The following is a 16,123-nucleotide window of genomic DNA, read 5'->3' on the forward strand; positions in this document are numbered from 1 at the left end:
AGGCCGCTCATTTCGATAAGCGGTCGGCCGATCCGATTTGGGGTCTATTTCGGCCAATTCACGGCCAGATCCTTTCGCAGGGCGCCAGGGGTCGAGCCCGTCCAGCGCCGGAAGGCACGGCGGAAATTATGCGGGTCCGTGAAGCCCACGGCAAAGGCGATCTGCTCGACCGACATCTGCGGATTGGCGAGCAGTTCGAGCGCCCGGTTCTTCTTCAGCCCATCGAGCACGCCCTGAAAGGAGATACCGCTCTCCGCAAGCCGGCGCCGCAGGGTCCGTTCGCTCATGCCGAGCTCGCGGGCGACCTTCGCAATGGCATGGTGTCCGTCGAGCCGCGGCCGCAGCACCCGTTCGACGGACTCGATGACTTCGGCGGCCTCGCGCGAGCGGGCGCGATGGAAGGCGAGGAATTCGAGAAGCTGCCGATGGCCGAAAGGATCGGCTGTCTTGAGCGGCTCATCGTACCAGGCGGGGTCGAAGACGAAGGCATTGTCGATGGCGCCGAACCGGACTTCCCTACCGAAGACATTGGTATACGCGTCGACATAGGGTGGCGCGGGATAGGCGAAGTCGACGCGGAGCGGCTTGAAATCCTCGCCGGCGAGAGCAAGTCCGATGCCCATGAAACTGGCAAAGGCCTCCTCGACGAGGAAGACATAGATGTCGGGATCGCTGAACCGGCTCGTCGCCGTCACCGCTACACCCTCGCCCGAGGCGCGCATGTCGAACTCCAGCATGCTGCCGGTGTCCTTCTGCAAGTCGAGGCCGAGCCGCACCGCTTCGCCCACCGTGGCTGCCGTCAGCATCGCATAGCCGACAAGGCCAACCGATGTGATCCTCTCGCGCATGCCTGTTTCGAGCCCGAGCGGCCTGCCCCTGGCCATCTTCATCGCGCGCAGGATCACTTCACGCCCCTGACGGAAGGAGATACGGCAGGCGGGATCGGCAAGGTCGCCCATGGTAACGCCGAGGCCGGCGAGGAGGCGCCCGGCATCAAGGCCGACCTCGCCAAGCGTCGCGGCAAGGCTGCGAATAAGAAAGGCTGGGATGTTCGCGGTCATGTAACGCGCGTCGACTGGCTTCATCTGACCCCTTTCTTGGTTCGCTCGCAGGCTGCCGATTTAAAGCCATCCTGCCGCGATCTTCAAGATTTTCCTGCCTTGCCATGTGATCTCCTGTCGTCCACCCGAACGGATTTCAGCATGTCATGGTGTTCCAGTTTGGCCGGATCGGATACCATCATGTCCTCGGTGATCCCTTGCCGGCGGGTTTCGACGTTCTATGCTGCACGATACCGCTTCGGGGGAGGGGCAATGACAAGGATCGAAGGCGCGCGGGTCATGCAAATCAGCAATTGCGAGCCGGGGGGAATTCGATGATCTGGTGGATTCTTGGCCTCAGCGCCGCCTATGCCGTAGCCCTCAATGGCACGATGGTCACGCCCGTCGTGGTGCTATCGATCAGCAAGCTTGCCGGCTATGACGAAGGCCTTGCCACCGTGGTCGCCGCCGCCGAACTGGCCGGCATTGCGCTCTATGGCATCTTCCTGCCGGGTCTCGCCAAGCGATCCTGGAAAGCCGTCGCCATTGCCGGCCTGATCGCCGTGGTTCTCGGCGAAGCATCGAGCTTCTGGCTTCATTCGTCCTGGGCGCTGGCCGGCGCGCGGCTCGTGGCCGGCCTCGGTGAAGGGGCGATCTTCAGTCTCGTCTGCATGAATCTCGCCTCGCTCGCCAATGCGGAGCGGCTCTGGGGCGTCATTAGCCTGGTGGGCGGCACGACCATGGGCCTGCTGCTGTTCGTGGTTTCGCTGATGAAGCTGCGGCCGGACAGTGCACCGGTCTTCCTGGCCATCGCCGCCTTCACGGTCATCATGGCGCCCTTCTTCATCTTTCTCGGCCGGCGTCCACAAGCCATACCCGTCGCAACCGAGCAATCCAGGCTCGACCGCGGCAAGATGCTGCTGACCATGGTTGTGGTCTTCCTGGTTTATGCCGTGCAGGCTGCGCAATGGGCGATCTGCGGCTATGTCGGCGAGCGGGTCGGCCTGAGCGGCGGCGAGGTCGGTTTCTATCTCGCGGTTTCGTCACTTCTCGGCTTCGTCGGCGCCGTGGTTCCCTCGATGACGCGCGAGCGGTCGATGCGGCTGCCCTCTGTGCTGCTCGGCTTCCTTGTCATGGCTGTCGCGATCTATTTCCTGTTCAATATCTTCACCGCCTTCGTCTTTGTGACGACGCAGGTCTTCGTCAATATCGGCTTCTATATCGTCACCCCCTTCCTGACGGGCGTGCTGACGGAGAATGATGCGGATGGATCGCTGATGTCGCGCACGCTGGTTGTCGCTATTGTCGGGGCAACGATCGGCACCGGGGTCGCCGGGCCGATCCTCGTCGCGACGAATCCATCGGTCTTTGCCTGGTCCTGCCTGCTACCGCTTGTGTTGGCGGCTGGTTTGGGCATGATCGTGTTCGGGCACCTGCATCGCAGCCCATCGGCTCTCAGCCCACGCACGGGAGAATGAGAATTTGGACGCCGCCGTTTCCGAGACGATGCAATCGATCCAGACGCGGCAGCGCGATGCTTTCGAGCTCGAGCCAAATCCGACCTATGCGACGCGCCGAGACCGCCTGGATCGGATTGGCCGACTGCTGAAGCAGCATAGCGAAGAGTGGTGCAGCGCCATTTCTCGCGATTTCGGCAACCGCTCACGCCATGAGACGCTATTGCTGGAAATTTCGCCGCTGATGACGTCGCTTCGCCATACGCGCTGGCACCTGCGGCGCTGGATGCGGCCGCACCGGCGCGGCCGCTCGATCGAATTCCTGCAACTGGCAAACTGGGTCGCATATCAGCCGCTCGGCGTGGTCGGCATCATGGTGCCCTGGAACTATCCGCTGCTGCTGGCGCTCGGGCCGTTGATCGATGTCCTCGCCGCCGGCAACCGGGCGATGATCAAACCGTCGGAGTTGTTGCCGGAAACCTCGGCCCTCTTGAAGCGGCTGGTCGCTGAATATTTCAGCCCCGAGGAAGTCGTGGTGGTCGAGGGCGGCCCCGACGTGGCCGCCGCCTTTTCGGCTCTGCCCTTCGATCATCTGCTGTTTACCGGCTCCACTTCCGTTGGCCGCAAGGTAATGGCGGCCGCAGCACAGAACCTCGCACCGGTGACGCTCGAACTCGGCGGCAAGTCGCCGACGCTGATCGCGCCGGACTATCCCATCGAAGAGGCAGCGCGCGACATTGCCTTCGGTAAGCTGATGAATGCGGGCCAGACCTGCATCGCGCCGGATTATGTCCTCGTGCCGCGCGGCAAGCTCGATGCGCTCACGGAAGCCTTGCTCGCCAGGATCAAGGCTTTCTATCCGAGTGAGGATGGCGGTGCGGACTATTCGACCCTCGTCGGCGCCCGCGCGTTGGATCGGCTCACGAAGGGCCTCGACGAATGCCGTACCCGCGGCACGAAGCTCGTCGCCGCTGATCTCCCGATCCCAACTGGCGGCATGCAGCCCACCCTGGTGCTGGACCCGCCTCCGGATTGCCTGCTGATGGAAGAAGAGATCTTCGGACCAGTCCTGCCGCTCGTACCCTATGATGACTTTGATGCAGCGCTGTGCTTTATCCGCCAGCGTCCGCGGCCGCTGGCGCTCTATCTTTTCACCGGCGACAGGGCGATCGAGCGCAAGACTTTGGCGGCGACCATATCGGGCAATGTCACGATCAACGGCACACTGCTGCACATCGCGCAAAGCGATCTGCCCTTCGGCGGCATTGGGCCGAGCGGCATCGGCGCCTATCACGGCTTTGACGGCTTTGTCCGTTTCTCGCATGCAAGAGGCATCGCCAAGGTGCGGCTTTTCAATCCGGCACGTCTGGCCATGCCGCCTTATGGCCGGATCGCCGCGCTCCTGGCGCGGTTCATGACGCGCGGATAAGCTTGGGGCTAACGGCCGCGCCGCAGCCTGGTCGTTTTCGTTCAAAAAACTCCCGATGAAACAATTGAAACAAAAAGGCGTGCTGCGGAAAATACCCGTGAAACGGACGCGCCTCAAATCAGCATCAGACGAACAAATGTTCCTGAGGCTGAACTGATGAAGACCATCCACTTTTCGACCGATAGCGACACCACGGTGAGCGCCGCCAAAGACGACGTCCTTTATGTCCTCGATCGTGACGCCAATATCGCCGTGACCGGAAAACCGGGACATGGCATCAACGCGAAAAATGGCGCCGAGAACCGCGATTTCCTCATCGCCGGCCATATAACCGCCGATCCATCCGCCGGATTCGGAGTTGTCGTCGGCAATGATCTGCATCGCGGCGGCGGCACATTGACGGTTTCAGCGCATGGTGTTGTCACCGGTGCCAAGGGCATTGCCAGCTTTGCCGACAACGAGCACCTCGTCAATAACGGCAAGATCTCAGGCCAATCGGGCATCGAGTTCAATGGTGCCCATACGCTGCTTGAAATCACCGGACACATCGCCGCCACCATGTATGGCGTCACGGGCAATGCTGAAGGAATGATCGTCAACGCTGGGACTATCGGCGGCGATAGCGTAGGCGTTGTCCTATCCCTTAACGGCACCGACAGTTGCAAGACGGTCAATACCGGCACGATCGACGGCGGCGTGGTCGGGATGAGCTTCCTGGCCGGTTCCGGCGCCCGCTCGGTCGTCGTCAACCATGGCGAAATCACCGGAGGCATTCTTTCCATAGGGTCCAGCAATTACGCCTCGCGTGAAATCATCCGCAATGACGGTACCCTGACCGGCGCCGTGCATCTCGGCGGCGGCAACGACATCTATGACGGCCGGGGCGGCCATGCGACGGAAGTGGACGCCGGCATCGGCGACGACCTCTATCTGGTGTCTGACAAGCAGACCAAGCTCGTCGAGGGCATGGACAGTGGCATTGACACCGTCAAAGCAGCGACCAACTGGACGTTGGACCTCAATTTCGAAAACCTGACGCTGCTCGGCAAAAGCGGACTGACGGCGACCGGCAACGGTGAGAGCAATGTCATCAACGGCAATGCGGGGGCCAATATCCTCTATGGTCTCGACAGCGATGATATCCTTACCGGCGGCAAGGGTGACGATATGCTGTATGGCGGCGCCGACTACGACACATTCGTGTTCTCGAAAGGCGGCGGTCATGACCATATCGGCGATTTCAACGGCCTGCAGGACGTGATCGATCTGCGCGGCATAGCAGGGCTCGACGATTTTTCCGACGTCCTCTCTCATGCCAAGCAGACCGCTTCCGGCGTTTCGATGCATTTCGGCGGTGGGGATGTCCTAACCTTCGACAACGCCACGATGGCGGACCTGGCACAGGACCATTTCATGTTCTGACCCGGACCACGGGATAGCTGGCCGTTCCTGGCCGGCAGACCAGTCATATCGAAGGAATGCCGAATGAAACCCCTACTGAATTTGCTGCTCGCGTTTGCAATCGGGCTCCTCGCCGCGAATGTGGCATCTGCAGCGCGCGCTGGCGCAAAGTTTGCGAATGTGGCTCTGGAGGATCGCGTCGCGTCTGGATCGCCGACGACCTATCTCGATCTTGCCCGCTATTTCGTCGCCGACCTGCACCAAGACGGAAACGTCTATAGAGGCGGCAAGATCCGCAGGGTGCGGCATGTGAACGACCCGGACAGCGAAAACACGGACATGAGCTTGGCCGAGATCGATCATGTCGAAAGGCTCGACCTTGTTTCGGGCGGCAAGCGGCAGATGGTGCTGGTTTTCGATTTTGGCCAGGACGGCGGCTCCGCCCAGAGCTTTACCGTGCTGGCGTTTTATGCGCTTGACGGAGAGGTTCGTCTTCTGGACGCCATCGATGTCGGCCTCGATCTCTGGACCTCGCCGGAGGAACCGCCGATATTGCCGCTGTCGAGCGGCGGAAGTGTGCTGATCTTTCGCTCCTCGCACTTCAATTCGCAGGAGGCCTATCTGTTCACCACCCTGTTGCTGGTGCGAAACGATCGGCTGGCAACGGTGGTCTCCTATTTCACACTCGACTGGCAAGGCTGTGACGACAACGGCACCGTCAAGCAGGTTTCATCCTTCCGCACGCTTGGCGCACGCCGAAGGCACATGCCGGATACAGTCGAGGTGAGCGTGACGGTATCGAAGACACGCGGGGGAGATTATTGCGGCGAGCCGCCAGTTGCAGTCTCCAAGCGCAAGCAATCGGTTCGCTTCAAATGGGACAGCAAGCTCGGGCGCTATCTGGGACCTAAGGATGCCCTGCAGCGCCTGCAGCAAGCGAACCCGGATGACCCCTGAAAGCGTGCCCGTTGCGCCTCAATCATATCACATCAGACATCGCCCAGCTCTTCGGGCATGCACAGGATTTCGTTTCATGAAACAGCAATTATGCATATTCCTGCTTCCTTTGATCGTTGCGACCTTTGGGCTGGGTACCGCTCATGCGGCAGATGCTCCTAAGGTCGGCGGAGAACTCACCTGCAGCGGTCCGGTCTCAAGCAAAGACACGGGCGAAAGTCTGTATGAGCGCTTTGGCGAACAGGCAAGGCTCAGCGAATTCGACGATGAGAACAACAATTCCTCCATCGAAGTTGCGCTTTTTTCCTCTGAGGCTCAGCTCGATGTGAAACTCGAGGACAATGATTTCGTCAAAAACGTTGCAGCCGTCGAAGTGTCGTCGAGCGTCCCTGCTTGGTCGGTGAACGGTGTGAAGATCGGAATGAGCCTTGAGGATGTCGCGGCGATCAATGGCGGTCAGTTCAAGCTCAAAATGACGGACGATGATATCGAAGGCAACGGAGTCTTTTCAGGCGGGCGATTGGAGAAGCTTGACGGTGGTTGCCGCCTGAACGTCACGTTTACAGGTTCCTATGATCTCAAAATCCAGCAATTGCTCAGCGGGAAAGAGATTTCCTCCGACAGTCCGGACTTGGTGAAGCAGCGTCCGACTGTCAGCCAACTGTCCCTCTCGTGGTCCAGGAGATAATCGTATCATGAAGTCGCGCTTTTCCCTCTTCGCATCGGCCGCATTGGCGGTTCTGGCGGCTGATGCCGGCAATATGACTGTGGCTGCGGAAAGACCGCCGGGAGGCGAGGTCAACTGCAAATGGCCGGTCAATCCCGGTCAGACCGGTCTGGCGATCCTCAAGCACCATGGCAAGCAGGCCAGGGTTGCAGTTGTGGCCGGCACCGATGGAGAATCGTGGGCTGGAATGCAGCTTTATCCCGATGATCCGACGCTGCGTTTGGAAATCCAATGGTCTGACGATGTCATCAGGAGCAAACCGACGGGGCTCTACCTCAGGGAACAGAATAGTCAATGGACTGTTTTTGGCCTCAAAGTGGGAATGACGCTCAAAGAAGCCACCGCGGTCTATGGCGCCCCACTCGATCTGTCGGGCTTCGATCAAACGAGGGATGGCGGTCCCAACGCAGTATCCGCAGAATTCCCGCGGGGCAAATTGGAGGGCGGATGCAGGGTGGTTGCGGTTTTTTCAGCGCCCGGTGTCACCTTTGACATGCTGGGGCCGCTCTATGGCGCCGATCACATCGCCCCCGACAATCCCCAATTGCTCAAGATAAACCCGGTCCTCAGCGATCTTATCATTTTTTGGGAGCAGCCGCAGGAGTGACCTCCGCGGCGCGGCGCGCGTCTTGTCGACCGGACCTGCCAGGGCGTGGTCTCGATGGGTGTTGGTGCCATGCTTCACACGGCGCCGGACTATGTTTGTCAATCCAGATGTTGCGCGGCCTTCAAAGCGAGGGCAGCGAGCAAAGCCTGATCGCGCCGGGCCTCGCTCATGGTGTTGATCTTCGACGTTCCCTGCGTGATGCTTGACCACAATGCTTCGAGTTCCAGCACGAAGGGCTCGTTGAAGCCGGATCTCACGTCGACAGTTTCGATATCCTTGCCGCCCGGACGGGTGATGGTCAATTGCGTCGGGAAATGATTGAGATAGGGTGCGGGGAAGACCAGTTCGACCACTTCGTCGTCGAAATAGAGGCTGATCCGCTCACGGTAGAAACCGACCGACGGCAATTCCAGATAGACCATATTCCACAGGGCCATCCCATCGCGCAGTTCGACCGCGCCCTGGGCGGCAGCGCCGCCGGCGAAGATTGCCGCTTGCAGCGGTTTTCCGGCCGTGATGCCCATGGCATCGAGCAGACCATGAACGGCATTGACGTCGTGCACCAGTGACGAGCAATACGCTCCGGCGAATCCTTTGGCCAATATCGCGCCAGGTGTCCGCCGCAGTGCGGCGGCAACCTGCTTCGCCTTGCGGTCTCCCGTTTCGGCAATCAGTGCTGGGCTCACGTCAGAACCAGCAATCAATGGATGATGGCCGACGAATGGTCCCGCATCGGGATCGTTGACCTCGACACTGATAGCGCGCAGCTTTCCGCCCTTGTCCTTGATGTATTCGCATGCGGCCTGGTAACTGGGGTCGAACCGCTTCATGTAGCCGACCTGAACCACCAATCCGGATTGCTGCTCCAGCTCCATGAGCGCATCGATCTCAGCAGCACCGTAGCAAAGCGGCTTTTCGCAGAACACATGCAGGCCGTTCTTCAGCCCGGCCTCGACCAGTTCGCCATGCCATGCATCGGGCGCGCAGACCATCAGCGCATCGAGCCCCATGCCGAACAGGACTTGCGCATCGGCGACCGCCGGCACGCCGAAGCGCTTAGACAACGCGTCGCAAACCGTCTGCGAGGGGTCGCTGATGGCGACCAGTTCGAACATGGCGGGCAGGGCGAGCAGGTTGGGAATGTGCTCGACCTGGGCGATCAGGCCGCAGCCGGCCACGCCGATTTTCAGGCGACGTCTGTTGTTCATTGCGGTTACCTTTTGAATGAGTTCAGGAGGCGGGTCGTGCCAGCTCCACATGCAAATCCTTGAGCTCCCGTCGGCCGGCCATCAGGTCGAGGACCTCGCTTTCGGAAATCTCGTCCTTGCGGAACGTACCGTAGACCTTGCCGCGGTTGAGCAAGGTGAACATGTCGGCAATCGGATAAGCATGGTGGATGTTGTGGGTGATGAAGATCACGCCGATGCCGCGTTCACGGGCGCTGGCGATGTAGCGCAGGACGATCGAAGCCTGGTGGACGCCGAGCGCCGACGTCGGTTCGTCGAGGATCAGTACCCTGGCGCCGTGATAGACGGCGCGGGCGATCGCCACGCATTGCCGCTCTCCACCCGACAGCGTGCCGACCGGTTGCTGCGGATCACGCACGGCAATGCCCATGCGGTCCAGCTCTTCGGTGACGATCGCGTCCGCGCGCCGGACATCGAAGCGGTGGGTCAGCAAGCTGCCTTTGTGCGGCTCACGACCGAGGAAGAAATTGCGGGTGATCGACATCAGCGGGATCATTGCCAGATCCTGAAACACCGTGGCGATGCCGCTGTCGAGCGCCTGCCGCGGCGAGGTCAGCACCGTTTCCTTTCCATCGATGCGCATCACGCCGGCCGAAGGTTGGTGAACGCCGGAGAGAATCTTGATCAGCGTCGATTTGCCGGCGCCATTGTCGCCCAGCAAGCAGTGGACCTGCGCCCTGTGGGCGGCAAAACTGATATCGGTGAGCGCATTGACCGAACCGAAGCGCTTGCTCACCTGTTCGAGGCTGACGATCGGCGTTGTCTGGTTGGCGGTAGCGATCATGAGCGTGACTCCGTCGCCTTGCGGCGGATATAGTTGTTGAACAGCACGGCGACCAGGACCATCAGTCCGAGGAAAACCATGAACCAGTCACTGTCGACCCCGGTGTAGAAAATGCCCATCTGCACCGTGCCGAAGATCAGCGCGCCGAACATGGCGCCCACCGCCGAGCCATAACCACCCGTCAGGAGGTTGCCGCCGATCACGGCTGCGATCACCGCCTCGAACTCCTTCTGGGTCCCGCGCAGCACGTCGGCCGACCCAGCTTCCAATACCTGGATCGTGGCGAACAGGGTCGCTGCCAGCGCCGAGCCGATAAACAGCAGGATCTTCACCCGCTCCACCGGCACGCCGACATTGCGGGCAGCATTGACGTCGCCGCCGACAGCGAAGATCCAGTTGCCGAACGAGGTACGCAGCAGGATCCAGCTTGCGGCGATGGTCAGCAATATCCACCATGCGATTGACACCGGCAGGCCCTGCACGGCGGCAAGTCCATCGGCTCGGGTCGGAAACCAGCCGATGCTGGCCAGCCAGTTGAGAAACGAGGTGCCGAACTTGCCGCCAAAGATCCAGATCAGTCCCGTCTCATGTGAATCCTTGGTGATGTAGGGTATCTGTGTCCGGCCGGTGAGCATGCGGGTTACGACCAGGCTCAGCCCTCGCAAGATGAAGTAGCTCGCCAGAGTGACAATGAAGGAGGGGAGCTTCGTCCGGGTCACGAGCAGGCCGTTGAGCGCGCCGATGATGACGGCCACGATGAAGGCGATCACCACCGACAGCCAGATCGGCAGGCCCAGCGTGACCACGCCGATGCCGATGACGATGCCGGCAAAGCCGATCGTCGAGCCGAGCGAAAGATCGAATTCGCCGCCGATCATCAACAGTGACACGGCTGCCCCCAGAATGCCGAGCTGAGCCGACACGGTGAGGAAATTGACGATGCCGAGCGGACTGAAGAGCCCGCTGCCCGACGCTGTGACCAGGAAAAACAGGAAGACGAAAAGGGTGGCGCCGAGCGCGCCCAGTTCCGGCCGCCTCAGCGCCCGGGACAGGAATGCGGTTTGAGATATCGCCCGTACGCCAGTGGGTGGATTGGTTCCACTCGCAGCTGCAATCCGTTCATTGCTCATAAATCGTCCTCGCATTCTCAAGGGCACGTCGACCTGCGGGCGGCGCGGCAGAGCGCACCGCCCGCTTGCGCTCAGCGGTAGCCCTGCTGGCTGAGGGTTTTGACGGACGCGGCGGTCGCCTTGGTGACGAGCACCGGACCGGTGATGATGTCGGAGGTCGGCATGGTACCGAACATCGCATGCGCCGTCAGCACGGCAACGGGCAGATACCCCATCAGAACCTGCTGGTTGTCGAGGCCGAAGAGGATCCTGCCGTCGGTGATCGCGTCGAGCACTTCAGGCGAGAGGTCGAACACGCCGATCTTCAGCTTGCCGTCGATCCCTTGCTCTTTGAGCATGTCGAGCATCGGACCGACCAGCGTCGTGCCGAGCAGGACCATGGCGTCGGAACCCGGATGCGCCGTCATGAAGGCCTGGACACGGCGGGTGGCCTCGGTCGGGTCGAGCGTCACGGCAACGATATCGACCGTGCCGCCGGTTTCCTTCAGTCCATCGGCAAGGCCGCGGCAGCGCTCGTCCTGGCTGACATTGCCGACCTCGTGATTGACGCACATCGCCTTCTTGACGCCTTCCTTGCCGAGCATGTGGCCGGCATTGAGGCCGTTCGGATATTCGGCGCCGCCGCCGATATAGAGGTCGAGACCCCATGGCTTGACCTGTTCGAGGCCCGTATCGGTGACGATGACGGGAATGCCGGCGGCCTTGGCGGCCTTGATCGGCGCTTCCAGCGCCGCGGCGTCGGGGATGGTGACGACAAGACCATCGACGCCGGCGGCGGTCGCGGCCTCGATCATCTGCCCCATCTTGACGACGTCGAATGTCGTTGGCGCCTGATAGTCGACCTTCACATGCAACTGGTCGACCGCTTCCTTGATGCCGTTCTTGACCACCGACCAGTAATTGTCGTTGGCCTGACCGTGGGTGACGAAGACGATATGGACATCCTTCGCCGGCTTCATCTGGGCGGCTGCGGGTGCAAATCCAGCCAGGAGCAGCRCTCCCGCAATGCCGGCGGAAAACAGGATTTTCTTCATTCTCTTGATGCGTTGCATTGTTCCATCCCTCTACAGGCTGCCCGCATTGTCGGAAAATTCAGTCTGCGCCCGCGGGATCGGCGCCTATCTCCTCAGTGATCTTCATGCGCTGCTGGAACTCCCAAAGTGTGCCACGTACTACCTCCAAGCCGTCCAGCCAGTCGATCCGTCCGGGTGTCCTCAGCAGCTCGTATTCCCGTATGCGGATCATCGCGCTGTCCGGCTCGATATGTTCGATCTCCCCTGGCGCATTGGCGTGCAGAGCCACGAATGTCAGGCCGGCTCCCGCCGCCTTGGAGAACATTGCCCGGTAATGGTCTTCGGCGCTCTCCTGCAGATGCCAAGGCGTTTCCAGTACCTGGTCGACCAGTATATTGCAGGAGGAGGCCAGGTCCCGCGCCACGTCCTCGTAAGAGGCGGCATTCAGCGCGCCAATGCCTCCGATCGAACCATGACCGGACAGCGACTTCGGAAACAGCACYGGCACGTCATATTCCCTGCCCAGCTTGAGATAGATCGGCAGGAATTCCGGAGCCAGCGCCGCGTCCTGGTGCGAGTCGAAATGCGTCGGCTTCAATCCCTTTGCCAGAAAGGTTTCCACCTGCGCCCGCATCTCCTCTTCCACTGCCAGCGGATCGGCGCGGTAGCGCAGGTCGATCGGGTCGCCATGAAAATAGCCATCGCCATCCACCAGACCTGAGCGTATCGAAGGCGAGGTGAGGGGCCGCCAGCGATAGTATTTCTTCTCGGCCGTCAGCGTGAAATGCACGCCGAGTTTCAATCCCGGCGTCTGGCGACCGGCTTCCGCGATCTCGGAGAACCAGGGGCAGGGCACCATGACCGAGCCGGAATCGCAACGGCCACGGGCAAAGAGATCGAGGAATGCCGCATTCGCGCCATGACACATTCCGAGATCGTCGATATTGACGATCAGGCCGGAACGCTCTGGCGCTGGTCTGTCCATGTTCATCCCTTGCCGTCGAGTGTGAAGCCGGCATCCAGCGCCGCCTGCCTCAGATAGGTGTAGCCCATGGTCGCGTAGGTCAGCGGATGCGCCTTTGCCGGATCCTGCTCCGCTTCGACCACAAGCCAGCCGCTATAGCCGCCATCGGCAAGGATCTTCAAAAGCGTGGGATAGTCGATGCAGCCATCGCCGGGCACGGTGAAAATTCCTTCCAGCACCGCGCCCATGAAGCTCATATCCTCGGCGCGCGCCTTCGCCAGCATGGCAGGGCGGGCGTCTTTGCAATGAACGTGAACGACGCGGGCGAGATGTGTTGCCAGCAAGGTCTTCGGATCGCCGCCGGAAAACACGCAATGGCCGGTGTCGTAGAGCAGCCCGACTGCCTCGCCCGAATGCCGCATCAACTGGCCGATCTCGGCGTCCGTCTCGACGATCGTGCCCATGTGATGGTGAAAGGCCATGCCAACACCGAACTCCGCCATGCGTTCGGCGAGCTTGGTGATCTTGGCGCCATAGGCGGCCCATTCATCGTCCGGCAACCTTGGGCGCTGCGAGATCGGCTGGAAAATCCCGTCATGGCGTCCGCGGGACGTGTCGGCGTAGACGACGCGCGTAGCGCCGAGATCGCGCAGCAGGGTCAGATGCGGCAGGATGGCGTCGAATTCCTCGTCGACCTCGCGGTCGAGAATGCGGCCGTCGAACCAGCCCGATACGAGTGCGAGATCATGACGACCAAGGATATCCGAAAGCTCGGCACTTTGGCGCGGGAATTTGCCGCCGAGTTCGGCTCCGTCATAGCCGGCCTGCCGCGTTTCACTGAGACAGGTTTCCAGCGGCGTGTCGCCGCCGAGGGAGGGCACATCGTCATTCGACCAGGTAATAGGATTGATGCCGATCTTCACGCCCATTGGAATTTCCCTCATTTCATGAAAGAAATGTTACCAGCATCTGTGCCTACCAAAAGAGCCAGATCGGCTCGTTTGCGAGGAACCAGATTCGCACGCGGAAGGGCTGGCAGTTGCTGGAAAGAGGGCTCGCGTGGAAAACTTTCCGCTGGAATCGATCGCTTTATCGCGTGACGACAGTACAGAAACGCTGCGGAAGCAACTCTACGAGGAATTGCGACGGCTGATCACCGAACGCATCCTGCCTGCCGGGGCCGCGCTCCCCTCGACCCGGCTCCTGGCACAGGATCTCGAAATCGCGCGCAACACGGTCAACGCGGCCTACGACCAGCTGACAGCCGAGGGCTATATCCAGGCGAGGCACCGCGCGACGCCCATCATCGTCAACCTGCCGATAGCGTCGGGCCTGGAGCCTGACCGCGCGCAGGCTGCATCCAGCCGGTTGTCGGCCCGCGGCGAGACTATGCTCCGCCAGCCTGCCCATCATGGCGTGCCCGGGCAACTGGCTTTTCATCCCGGCATGCCCGACCCAGAGACTTTCCCGTTCTCGACCTGGAGCCGGCTCATCGCCAAGCATGCCCGCTTCTCCCGCGCCTCCTTGTTCGGCACCTATCACGTCGCCGGCCTGCCGGCGCTCAAGGTGGCCATTGCCAATTATGTCAAGGCGTCGCGCGGTGTTCGCTGCAGCGCCGAGCAGATCGTGGTCACCACTGGTGCACAGGCCGGCCTCGACCTGCTGTCGCGGCTTCTGTTGGATCCCGGCGAAACCGTGTGGATGGAAGAGCCCGGTTACTATGGCGCGCAAGCCGCATTCGCGGCCGCCGGCGCCTTTCTCCACCCGATGCGTGTGACCGAGACGGGTTGGACGCTCGATCCGCCTCAGGCTGCGCGGATCGCCTATGTAACGCCGGCCTGTCACCATCCGCTTGGCGCGACCATGCTGATGGAGCAGCGACTGCGACTGCTGGACATCGCCGATGCGCTGGATTGCTGGATCATCGAGGATGATTTCGACGGCGAGTACCGGTTCGAAGGCCAGCCGATCCCGGCCATGCAGGCTCAGGACAAGGGCGGCCGTGTCATCTATGTCGGCACATTCGCCAAGATCCTGTTTCCGGCTCTGCGGCTCGGCTTCATGGTCCTGCCGGCCGGCTTCCCGGCCGGTATTGCCCGGGCGCTCAGCATAACCGGTCAATTTGCGCCGCTGGTGCTGCAGGCGGCATTGGCCGAGTTCATCGAAGAGGGGCATATGGCCAGGCATCTGAGGCGCATGCGCCGACACTATGCCAGCCGGCGGCAAAGGTTCCGTACCCTATGCGAAGAGAATCTCTCGGACTGGCTCGAAATCGTGCCCAACAGTTCCGGTATCCAGATGGTGGGAATTCTTCGGCATGACATGGATGACCGCGTTCTCGCCGATGAGGCACGCAAGCTCGGGTTGGGCGTTTCGCCTCTGTCAATCCAGTACCGGCATGGGACTGCGCGCAAGGGCCTGGTCATGGGCTATGCCGGCGCGGATGAAGACGAGATGCACCGTGGTATCGCCATGTTGCAAAAGGCGCGTCGCAGCACGGAGATATGCGATTGATGGAGACACTTTCAACGCCTTAGTCTACATCGCCATCTTCGCCGTCTCGCCGAGAATCCACTCGCGAAAAGCGGCAATCCGCGGGTCGTTCGTCGTCTCTTCCGGGTAGACGAGAAAATACGCGAACTCTGCCGGCACCCGGATGCTGAGCTCGAACGGTCGGATCAAGCGCCCCTCGGAGAGGTCGTTTGCCACCATGGCGAAGTCGGCCAACGCCACCGCCTCTCCCGTCAATGCAGCCTGGACCGCGTCGGCCGACCGCTCGAAGACGATGGTGCGGCTGTCGTCGAAATCGGCGATGCCGGCCGCGGCCATCCATTGGTGCCAATTCGGCCATGTCACCCCGGGGCGGGACCATTCGATATGCGCTAGGGTGTGCTGCAGCAGATCGTGCGGCTCCTTCAATGGCCTGCCCGAAGCCAGAAGACGCGGGCTGCAGACCGGCACGATGACGTTCTCGAACAACCTGTTGGCCGCAAGTCCGGGATATTTGCCGGCGCCGAAGCGGATGGCGACATCGATATCGTCGATTTCGAAGTCACGCAGTTCATAGGCGACATCGAACCGCAGATCGATGGCCGGATGCAGCTTGCGGAACTGGTCTACCCGACCCATCAGCCATTTCGTCGCCACCTGCGGATCGACCGAGACTTTGAGCTGTGTCATGCCCCGCGACAGCCGGTGGACGCGCGTCATCGCCCGGCTGAGCTGGTCGAGCGCCTCTGACGCCGCCTCGTGCAGGATCGTCCCGGCTTCCGTCAGCTTGATCGAACGGCTGGAGCGGATGAACAGCTGCACGCCGAGCTGATCCTCGATCTCCTTGATCTGGTAGCTGACCGCCGCCGGTGTCAGC

The 16,123-nt window shown here is 61.4% G+C and carries 15 protein-coding genes (1 of these 15 only partly in view); 7 read left to right on the forward strand and 8 right to left on the reverse strand.

Features of this window, described 5'->3' with window-relative positions:
• Positions 1 to 44 precede the first annotated feature (44 nt).
• Positions 45 to 1,085, reverse strand: coding sequence for an AraC family transcriptional regulator ligand-binding domain-containing protein (locus AC1D06_RS29705; protein WP_477989507.1), 1,041 nt, complete (start codon positions 1,083 to 1,085; stop codon positions 45 to 47).
• A 290-nt stretch (positions 1,086 to 1,375) separates the two neighbouring features.
• Here AC1D06_RS29705 and AC1D06_RS29710 point away from each other — a divergent pair, with 290 nt between their 5' ends.
• The 6 genes from AC1D06_RS29710 to AC1D06_RS29735 all read left to right on the forward strand — a co-directional run bounded on the left by AC1D06_RS29710 (position 1,376) and on the right by AC1D06_RS29735 (position 7,618).
• Positions 1,376 to 2,518: an MFS transporter gene (locus tag AC1D06_RS29710; protein WP_477989509.1), complete on the forward strand. Its 1,143-nt coding sequence runs from the start codon at positions 1,376 to 1,378 to the stop codon at positions 2,516 to 2,518.
• 4 nt (positions 2,519 to 2,522) lie between these two features.
• Positions 2,523 to 3,926, forward strand: a complete 1,404-nt coding sequence (locus AC1D06_RS29715; protein ID WP_477989511.1) for a coniferyl aldehyde dehydrogenase — start codon at positions 2,523 to 2,525, stop codon at positions 3,924 to 3,926.
• 156 nt (positions 3,927 to 4,082) lie between these two features.
• Positions 4,083 to 5,348, forward strand: a complete 1,266-nt coding sequence (locus AC1D06_RS29720; protein WP_477989513.1) for a calcium-binding protein — start codon at positions 4,083 to 4,085, stop codon at positions 5,346 to 5,348.
• A gap of 63 nt (positions 5,349 to 5,411) precedes the next feature.
• Positions 5,412 to 6,284, forward strand: a complete 873-nt coding sequence (locus AC1D06_RS29725; RefSeq protein ID WP_477989515.1) for a hypothetical protein — start codon at positions 5,412 to 5,414, stop codon at positions 6,282 to 6,284.
• A gap of 76 nt (positions 6,285 to 6,360) precedes the next feature.
• Positions 6,361 to 6,972: a hypothetical protein gene (locus AC1D06_RS29730; RefSeq protein ID WP_477989517.1), complete on the forward strand. Its 612-nt coding sequence runs from the start codon at positions 6,361 to 6,363 to the stop codon at positions 6,970 to 6,972.
• Between the two features lie 7 nt (positions 6,973 to 6,979).
• Positions 6,980 to 7,618 carry a hypothetical protein gene (locus AC1D06_RS29735; RefSeq protein WP_477989519.1) on the forward strand — a complete coding sequence of 213 codons (639 nt, stop codon included), beginning with the start codon at positions 6,980 to 6,982 and terminating at the stop codon, positions 7,616 to 7,618.
• A 98-nt stretch (positions 7,619 to 7,716) separates the two neighbouring features.
• Here the strand turns inward: AC1D06_RS29735 and AC1D06_RS29740 are convergent, their stop codons facing one another.
• The 6 genes from AC1D06_RS29740 to iolE form a co-directional block, all read right to left on the reverse strand.
• Positions 7,717 to 8,826, reverse strand: coding sequence for a Gfo/Idh/MocA family protein (locus tag AC1D06_RS29740; RefSeq protein WP_477989521.1), 1,110 nt, complete (start codon positions 8,824 to 8,826; stop codon positions 7,717 to 7,719).
• A gap of 22 nt (positions 8,827 to 8,848) precedes the next feature.
• Positions 8,849 to 9,649, reverse strand: coding sequence for an ATP-binding cassette domain-containing protein (locus AC1D06_RS29745; RefSeq protein ID WP_477989523.1), 801 nt, complete (start codon positions 9,647 to 9,649; stop codon positions 8,849 to 8,851).
• On the reverse strand, positions 9,646 to 10,779 hold the full coding sequence (locus tag AC1D06_RS29750; RefSeq protein WP_477989525.1) for an ABC transporter permease: 1,134 nt from the start codon (positions 10,777 to 10,779) through the stop codon (positions 9,646 to 9,648). The genes AC1D06_RS29745 and AC1D06_RS29750 overlap by 4 nt, the downstream gene beginning before the upstream one ends.
• Before the next feature lie 71 nt (positions 10,780 to 10,850).
• Entirely contained in the window at positions 10,851 to 11,831 is a 981-nt protein-coding gene (locus AC1D06_RS29755) for a rhizopine catabolism ABC transporter substrate-binding protein (protein ID WP_477989527.1), read from the reverse strand.
• Between the two features lie 40 nt (positions 11,832 to 11,871).
• Positions 11,872 to 12,777 (reverse strand): ChbG/HpnK family deacetylase, encoded by a 906-nt coding sequence (locus tag AC1D06_RS29760; RefSeq protein ID WP_477989529.1) that lies wholly within the window; start codon positions 12,775 to 12,777, stop codon positions 11,872 to 11,874.
• A gap of 2 nt (positions 12,778 to 12,779) precedes the next feature.
• Positions 12,780 to 13,685, reverse strand: a complete 906-nt coding sequence (gene iolE, locus AC1D06_RS29765; RefSeq protein WP_477989531.1) for a myo-inosose-2 dehydratase — start codon at positions 13,683 to 13,685, stop codon at positions 12,780 to 12,782.
• 130 nt (positions 13,686 to 13,815) lie between these two features.
• Here iolE and mocR point away from each other — a divergent pair, with 130 nt between their 5' ends.
• Positions 13,816 to 15,270: a rhizopine catabolism transcriptional regulator MocR gene (mocR, locus tag AC1D06_RS29770; protein ID WP_477989533.1), complete on the forward strand. Its 1,455-nt coding sequence runs from the start codon at positions 13,816 to 13,818 to the stop codon at positions 15,268 to 15,270.
• A gap of 24 nt (positions 15,271 to 15,294) precedes the next feature.
• On the opposite strand, the gene gcvA is transcribed toward mocR, so the two are convergent.
• On the reverse strand, positions 15,295 to 16,123 hold the 3' portion of the coding sequence (gene gcvA / locus AC1D06_RS29775; RefSeq protein ID WP_477876393.1) for a transcriptional regulator GcvA. 89 nt of this gene lie beyond the right edge of the window; only the last 829 of its 918 coding nucleotides appear in the window; its start codon lies off the right edge, out of view; its stop codon occupies positions 15,295 to 15,297.

The organism is Rhizobium sp. P2_G2, assembly GCF_056403555.1.